We start from the raw sequence: 7049 nt of genomic DNA on the forward strand, positions 1-7049 counted from the left end.
GGCGGAAGGCGAGCGCCCTTGCCCCGAGGTGGGGCAGGGGGATAAGAAAGAACCCGACCGATGGCCGGGCTTGGGGGGATTCAGGCACCGGGAGTGGAGGGGCGGCATGCTGGCCCCAACGTTCAACCTTCTGGTTGGGGATCATGCAGGGACGGGGCCAGGGCAAACCAGGCCGAAGCCAGGTCCGGGCTGCCCAGCGGCGTCGCGGCCATATCGCACAGTTGCAGGGTAGGAGCGATGCGATTTCGCAGGAATTTTCCCTGGGCACCACACCGCTGCATGCAATGTTGCAGGGAGGTTCGCATCAGTTCGACGGCGACGGCCTTGACCAAGCCTGCGTCGGTCTGAAAGCGGGAAGAGTGCCGTCCATCCGGCAAATGTCGTTGCTTTATCCCTTCATACAGCGCCATGGCGGCCAGCCCCGTCACATAGGCACGCGTCAGTATCCGGCGGTGCAGGGCATGGTGCGCCAGCGGTATGACCCGCCCGTTGTGGGCGTGCAGCGTTCGTTGCTGCGCGTAATGAATGGCCAGTGCGAGGCTCAGTTTCAAGCCGGGGATCAGGGAGGCGGTCAGCACCAGTTTTCCCCACTCAACACGGCGCAGGGAGCTGAAGAAAATGTCGCGTTGGCTGGCAAGACGAGAGTGAAAGATGCCCCCTGCACTGATGTCGTGCTCATGACCCCTGAGCCATGCCCAGCGGGGGAGCGCCACCTGCTCGAAGGTGATGATGGCGTGATCCACCACGTCGAAGTAGGGGAGGTCGAGCACGTCCGGGCTGGAGACGCTGACCCCCTGACACAGTGCGCCACGGGCGTCCCGGCAGGGCACCAGAAAGGGATGAATGCCGCAGTCTTGCTTGCCGACCCACAATCTGGCCATCACCACGCTGCTCTTGGGTTGCCCTTCCAGGGCGATGTAGGGCATGAACTTGGCGGCATGCCGATGGGGCGTATGGAGGATAAAGCCGTCAGTGGCACAGTCGTAGCGGATTTCGGTTGCCATGCTCATGGCATTGTTGCCACAACCCAGTTCGGTGACCAGATAGAGCCCGTGAGTGCGCAGGGCAAGAGCCTTCTCAATCTGGCCGATGATCTCCGGATGGTGCCGATCCCCCAGCTCCAGCAGCGTGCCGAGATAGAGATTGTAATGACTGGCCAGCAAGGGGCAGGCAGGGAGACTCCATCAGGGTGAGGAGGGGGCCAGGTCGTCAACGATATCCTCTTGCCCGAGTGCAGCCGTGCTGGCGACAGTGTGGAAAATCCGGTAGATGGTCCGGGTCCGTTCTGCCTTCTCGAGATGATGGAGATCGGGGTACAGGGTGTCGTTGAGTGCCAGGGCATGCAGGCGACTGGCCAGTGAAGCAGGGTGTGACATGATGGCTCCTTGACTGGGTAGATCCAAATGGTCCTTTTCGAATCAATCATAGTCTTTGGGATCTCTGTGACACCCTGGTGACGCGCCTAGGCTGTGTTCTCAAAATGCTGGTTTTCTGTCCACACATAACTCGCGCAAGTAGCGAAGGCAGAAAGCCAGTTTGATAAAGGCTGCAAAACTCTTGGCTAGCTTTTCATATCTCGTTGAAAACCGGCGAAACTTCTTCAACCAACCGAAGCACCGCTCCACGACATTGCGCCTGCGGTAATGCACCTTGTCCAGTACCAATGGACGCCCCTTATGGCGCCGTTGCTGGTCGCTGCGTTGCGGAATGACCGCTTTTATCCTTCTCCGCCGTAGCTCGGCTCGAAAGGCTTTGCTGCTATAGGCCTTGTCTGCGGCAAGATGCGCTGGCCGTGTTCGGTAGCGACCTGATGACGTTGGTATCCTCGCCATGGCCAACGCGCTTGTTGCATAGCTGATTTCTGCTGATTGCCCCGGTGACAGGCAGAAGCTCAGTGGTAAGCCATGACCGTCCGTGACCAAGTGAATTTTGCTGCCGAAACCTCCCCGCGAACGGCCAAGGGCTTGATTCATTGAGGTGTTTTTTTACGTGCACCGGCAGCATCTTTGGATGCTCTGACATTGGAGCCGTCCAGGCACCACAGGTCGAAATCGATGAGCCCTTCTTCATTGAGCTTGAGTTGCAGCGCTTCCAGAATGGCATCAATCCGGCCTGCATCCTGCCAACGCCGGAAGGTGTTGTAGACCGAATTCCATGGTCCGAAACGTTCTGGAAGGTCTCGCCAAGGAGCTCCGGTGTGGAGTATCCAGAGAATGCCATCGAGCACTTGGCGCGGTTCACGGGTAGGGCGCCCGATCAGGCTTCGAGAAGGAAACTGGGGCTCGATAAGCCCCCATTGTGCATCAGTCAGCTGATAACGGCGGGACACGGAATGGATCTTAAGCTGTTGAGAAGATGTGAGATTATATCCTCATCACTTTAAGAACACAGCCTAGGGACGAGTAAGGGTCGTCATCGAAGGCCATGGGGAATCAGGAAAGCAAGCAGGTGGCGGTTTGGCGCGCCATCGGGCAGGGGGGGGCGTGAACAGGCCCGAAAGAGCAGATATGAAAAAGCCCAGCCAAAAGGCTGGGCTTTAAAATGTGGCTCCCTCGACAGGACTTGAACCTGTGACATACGGATTAACAGTCCGCCGTTCTACCGACTGAACTACGAGGGAATTGGCTCCTCCTACTGGACTTGAACCAGTGACATACGGATTAACAGTCCGCCGTTCTACCGACTGAACTAAGGAGGAATGGCCTGTCTCGTCGAGACGGGGCGGATATTAATGGCCCATCTCCCGGGTGTCAACCCGCCTGTCGGCGTAAAAAATGGCTTTTTGGCCCGTTTGCCCAAAACTTGGGCAACGCGGATTATTTTCAGCACAATCAGCAGCTTGAGATCGCGCCTTTGGCCGGGTTGTGCCTGCTTGGTATCCTGATTCCCGCATACTGCCAGGAGGAGGCGTGGTGTCGTTCATCCGCAGAGTAGCGAGTCCGGGGAAACCTGCCGTGGCGGGAAACGGCGTTGATATTCGGGGGTCACTGACAATATTGCGCGCTCATGGCCATTTCTTGATCCCGCCCATCGAATTATCTGGCCGGGTCGGGTATGGTTGCCTTCGATACCATCGCCGCGTCGACAGCTCTGCCGGCCCTTGATGATGATCGGGTGCCGGTTCACCCCGGCCTTTGTCTCCCTCTTCTGGTATTACCCTAGACATGCACAATCAAGCTTCCTTACAAGGCGTGAAGCTGGCCATCGCATTGCGCCAATCCTGCATTGACGAACCCTACAGCGTGGCGCGCTTTGGCCGCGACCTCATCGCCGGCATCACGGTCGGCATCATCGCCATTCCCCTTGCCATGGCACTGGCCATCGCCAGTGGGGTGCCGCCCCAGCACGGGCTCTATACCGCCATCATCGCCGGCATCGTCATCGCCGTGACCGGGGGATCCCGCTTCTCCATTTCGGGCCCCACCGCCGCCTTCGTGGTGATCCTCTACCCGGTGGCCCAGCAATTCGGCGTGGGCGGCCTCTTGATGGCCACCCTCATCTCGGGCTGTTTCCTGGTGGCCATGGGCATGGCGCGTCTCGGGCGCCTCATCGAGTACATTCCCCCTTCGGTGACCCTGGGGTTCACCGGTGGTATCGCCATCGTCATCGCCACCCTGCAGATCAAGGATTTCTTCGGCCTGCAGGTCCTGGAGATGCCGGAAACCTATCTGGGCAAGGTACAGGCGCTGGCCCATGCCCTGCCAAGCTGGCAGTGGGGGGACACCCTCGTCGGGGTGGCGACGCTGGCGGTGCTGCTGCTCTGGCCGAGATTGCGCCTGCCGGTACCCGGCCATCTGCCCGCCGTGCTGGTGGGGGTGGGACTCGGGTTTGGTCTGCACCAGTTCGGGGTGGACGTCGCCACCATTGGCAGCAAGTTCAGCTATACCTTGGCCGACGGCAGTCAGGGCATGGGTATTCCCCCCATCGCCCCGACCCTGGTGATGCCCTGGGCGCTGCCGGGGCCGGACGGGGCTCCGGTGGAGTGGAACCTCGCCGCCATCGAGCGGCTGCTGCCCGCCGCCTTCTCCATGGCCATGCTGGGAGCCATCGAATCCCTGCTCTGCGCCGTGGTGCTCGATGGTATGACGGGTCGCAAGCACAGCTCCAACGGCGAGCTGGTGGGGCAGGGCCTTGGCAACATCCTGGCTCCTTTCTTCGGTGGCATCACGGCGACGGCCGCCATCGCGCGCTCCGCCGCCAACGTGCGGGCCGGTGCCACCTCGCCCATCTCCGGTATTGTCCATGCGCTGGTGGTGCTGGCTGCCATCCTGGTGCTGGCTCCCTGGCTCTCCTGGTTGCCGCTCTCTGCCATGGCCGCCCTGTTGCTGCTGGTGGCCTGGAACATGAGCGAGGCCCACAAGGTGGTGGATCTGGTGCGCCGGGCGCCCAAATCCGATGTGCTGGTGCTGCTGGTCTGCCTGTCGCTGACCGTCATCTTCGACATGGTCATTGCCATCACCTTCGGTGTGATCCTGGCCTCTTTGCTGTTCATGCGCGAGATAGCCAAGATGACCAGGCTGCACAACCTGGCGGATCACAAGCGCTATGCCAGCGAGGTGTCCCCCTCGACCCTTGTCTACAAGATCAACGGGCCACTGTTCTTTGCCGCCGCCGAGCGGGTCTTTGACGAGTTGCTTGCCCAGGTGAAGGACCACAAGGAGTTGATCCTGCAAATGGAGGCGGTCTCCATCCTGGATGCTGGCGGTCTCACCGCCTTCCAGCAGTTCGCAAAACGCATGGCCAAGGCGGGGGTCCGTCTCAAGGTGGCTGAATTGCAATTCCAGCCCCTCAAGACCCTGGCGCGGGCCAAGGTGCGTCCGGTGGCGGGAGAGCTGGAGTTCTACGGTTCGCTGGAAGAGGCGATTCGAGGAGAACATTTGCACGAAGCGGTTGAAAATTGATGGAAAGGGATAGGAAATGGCATATTTTTAGTCACTTGGTTCGCTTATTGAGCAAACAGTGGCAAAAGATAAAAAATTGCATTGACCGCCTCGCGCCTATCCCTTACATTACGCCCCGTTCCAGCGCAACGGCGCAGCGAATTCGTGTTGGCTGAACACGTTAAAGCACAGACCAAAATTGGGTGCGGTGTCCGAGTGGCTGCCCACCGACGAAGTCGGCAAGATGCACGTTTACGTGCTCCGAAAGCCACTTCAAGCAGTGAAAATTTGGTGAGGTGTCCGAGTGGCTGAAGGAGCACGCCTGGAAAGTGTGTATACGGCAACGTATCGAGGGTTCGAATCCCTCCCTCACCGCCAAATTGCAAAAAACCGACCTGATGGTCGGTTTTTTGCTTTGGGGAAGCGTTATCAGCTCATGTCGAAGAGGGAGGGTGAGAATCCTCGCCGGGTTCGAGCAGAGCAGCTTGCTGCGATGAACGGCCGCAGGCCGCCCCGAAGGGGTGAGCCACGCAGTGGCGAATCATCCCTCCCTCACCGCCAAATAAAACAAAAGGCCCCGTCGAAAGACGGGGCCTTTTGTTTATCAAGGGCTGGTTTGACACTTCTCTGTGGCCGGTCTCAGACCGCTTGCTCAGGCCAGCTTCAACATCGGCATCTGTTCGCGTTTGTCGCAGTGTGTCAGATGGACCCGGCTGGTCAGGCGGGTCAGCAGCTCGTAGGGGATGGTGCCTATCTTTTCGGCCACCTGTTCCACCGGCAACCCTTCCCCCCACAGCGTCACCTCGTCTCCCACCTTGTCGCTGGGAGCCGGCCCCAGATCGACGGTGATCATGTCCATGGAAACCCGACCCACGATGGGTACCCGGCGGCCATTGATCAGCATGGGGGTCCCTTCGGGCGCCATGCGGGGGTAACCATCCCCGTAGCCCGCAGCCACCACGCCGAGGGTGGTATTTCGATCCGCCACCCAGTGCCCCCCATAGCCGACCGCTTCGCCCTGCGCGCAGGCGCGGGTGGCGATGAGCTGGCTCTTGAGGGTCATGACCGGGCGCAGGTCATGGTCGGTGGCGAGCTGACCGGCAAACGGGGAGGCGCCGTAGAGCATGAGGCCAGGCCGGATCCAGTCGCTGCGCGATGCCGGCCAGGCGAGGATGCCGGCGGAGTTGGCCATGGCCCGCTCGCCTGGCAGATGAGCAGAGAGGCGGTTGAACTCCTCGATCTGCAGCCGGGTGGCCTGGGTATCCTGCTCATCGGACTGGCTGAAGTGCGTCATCAGATGGAACGGCTGCACCACGTTGCGACAATGGCTCAGCCGCTCGATGAAGGCGGGCAGCTCCAGGGCGCGCAGCCCGAGCCGGTTCATTCCGGTATCGAGCTTGAGCCACACCTTGATGGGGGCGGGCAGACTGGCCTGCTCGAGCAGTGCCAGCTGCTCCCAGGTATGCAAGGTGGTTTGCAGTTCGTGTTTCGCCAGCAGCGGCAGCGCTTCGGCACTGAAGAAGCCTCCCAGCACCAGAATGGGCTTGGTGATGGCGTTGGCGCGCAGCACCAGCGCCTCCTCGACCCTGGCCACCGCATAGGCATCGGCCTGGGCGAGTGCATGGGCCACCGGCAGCAGCCCGTGGCCATAGGCATTGGCCTTGAGTACCGCGATGATCTTGCTGTGGGGGGCATGGCGGCGCACCACGGCGAAATTGTGCTGGAGTGCATCGATATCGATGCTGGCCGTAACTGTGTTCATCATGGGGTCGGGTGTCTGCTCGATGAGAAGTTGGCTGCTGGTTTCAATCCTGATCCGGTGATCCTGGCTGCCGGAACGAGCAAACGGGAGGTCACCGAACCATGTTGTTTTATGTGCTTTAAAATGTAAAAAGATGTTATCAGTTGTTTTTTTGTTGGTAAATTATGTGGCGAATAGGAATGCGTAAATGCGCAAAATACGGAATATTCCTCGGTATAAATTTCCCTGCCAACGCTTTCTCTGGCTCCCTATCGGGCAATATTTAGGTTCATCGCGGCTTTCCGGGGAAGGCCGCCTTGATTTTCAGAAAAAAGTATTCTGAGTCCCTAAATCCATATGCCATGCGCTTTATCACTTTGATCTTGTTGTTCACCCCTTCCAGCACACTCGTGTGCATCGGGTAGTTT

At 59.7% G+C, this 7049-nt stretch carries 6 protein-coding genes, 3 tRNA genes and 1 other RNA gene; 3 read left to right on the forward strand and 7 right to left on the reverse strand.

What is annotated here, in order from left to right; translation table 11 throughout:
* Nucleotides 1–122: 122 nt before the first annotated feature.
* The 5 genes from J9889_RS01665 to J9889_RS01685 all read right to left on the reverse strand — a co-directional run bounded on the left by J9889_RS01665 (nt 123) and on the right by J9889_RS01685 (nt 2698).
* On the reverse strand, nt 123–1163 hold the full coding sequence (locus J9889_RS01665) for a hypothetical protein (protein ID WP_210555862.1): 1041 nt from the start codon (nt 1161–1163) through the stop codon (nt 123–125).
* A gap of 21 nt (nt 1164–1184) precedes the next feature.
* Nucleotides 1185–1376, reverse strand: coding sequence for a hypothetical protein (locus J9889_RS01670; RefSeq protein WP_128296409.1), 192 nt, complete (start codon nt 1374–1376; stop codon nt 1185–1187).
* 99 nt (nt 1377–1475) lie between these two features.
* A protein-coding gene (locus tag J9889_RS01675; RefSeq protein WP_103261584.1) for an IS5 family transposase occupies nt 1476–2329 on the reverse strand; the annotation gives its coding sequence in 2 pieces (ribosomal slippage) (nt 1476–1987 and nt 1987–2329; 855 coding nt in all).
* Between the two features lie 215 nt (nt 2330–2544).
* Nucleotides 2545–2620 (reverse strand) — tRNA-Asn (locus tag J9889_RS01680).
* A gap of 2 nt (nt 2621–2622) precedes the next feature.
* Nucleotides 2623–2698, reverse strand: a tRNA-Asn gene (locus J9889_RS01685).
* Between the two features lie 466 nt (nt 2699–3164).
* On the opposite strand from J9889_RS01685, the gene dauA reads away from it, so the two are divergent.
* From dauA to J9889_RS01700, 3 genes are all read left to right on the forward strand, one after another.
* Nucleotides 3165–4901, forward strand: a complete 1737-nt coding sequence (gene dauA / locus J9889_RS01690; protein ID WP_201888964.1) for a C4-dicarboxylic acid transporter DauA — start codon at nt 3165–3167, stop codon at nt 4899–4901.
* Between the two features lie 269 nt (nt 4902–5170).
* Nucleotides 5171–5258 (forward strand) — tRNA-Ser (locus J9889_RS01695).
* A 54-nt stretch (nt 5259–5312) separates the two neighbouring features.
* Nucleotides 5313–5441, forward strand: a non-coding RNA gene (locus tag J9889_RS01700) — RtT sRNA.
* A 91-nt stretch (nt 5442–5532) separates the two neighbouring features.
* On the opposite strand, the gene alr is transcribed toward J9889_RS01700, so the two are convergent.
* Both alr and J9889_RS01710 read right to left on the reverse strand, forming a co-directional pair.
* On the reverse strand, nt 5533–6645 hold the full coding sequence (alr, locus tag J9889_RS01705) for an alanine racemase (RefSeq protein WP_210555863.1): 1113 nt from the start codon (nt 6643–6645) through the stop codon (nt 5533–5535).
* Nucleotides 6646–6910: 265 nt separating this feature from the next.
* On the reverse strand, nt 6911–7049 hold a 139-nt coding region (locus tag J9889_RS01710), incomplete at its 5' end, for a transposase (protein WP_210537942.1).

The organism is Aeromonas sp. PrichA-15 (assembly GCF_017939245.1).
In the GTDB taxonomy this organism is placed as follows: Bacteria; Pseudomonadota; Gammaproteobacteria; order Enterobacterales; family Aeromonadaceae; genus Aeromonas; species Aeromonas caviae.

Bases quoted from the DNA above. Each gene is read 5' to 3' on its own strand.
- dauA (WP_201888964.1), top strand. From the start codon at position 3,165: ATGCACAATCAAGCTTCCTTACAAGGCGTGAAGCTGGCCATCGCATTG.
- J9889_RS01670 (WP_128296409.1), bottom strand. From the start codon at position 1,376: ATGTCACACCCTGCTTCACTGGCCAGTCGCCTGCATGCCCTGGCACTC.
- alr (WP_210555863.1), bottom strand. From the start codon at position 6,645: ATGATGAACACAGTTACGGCCAGCATCGATATCGATGCACTCCAGCAC.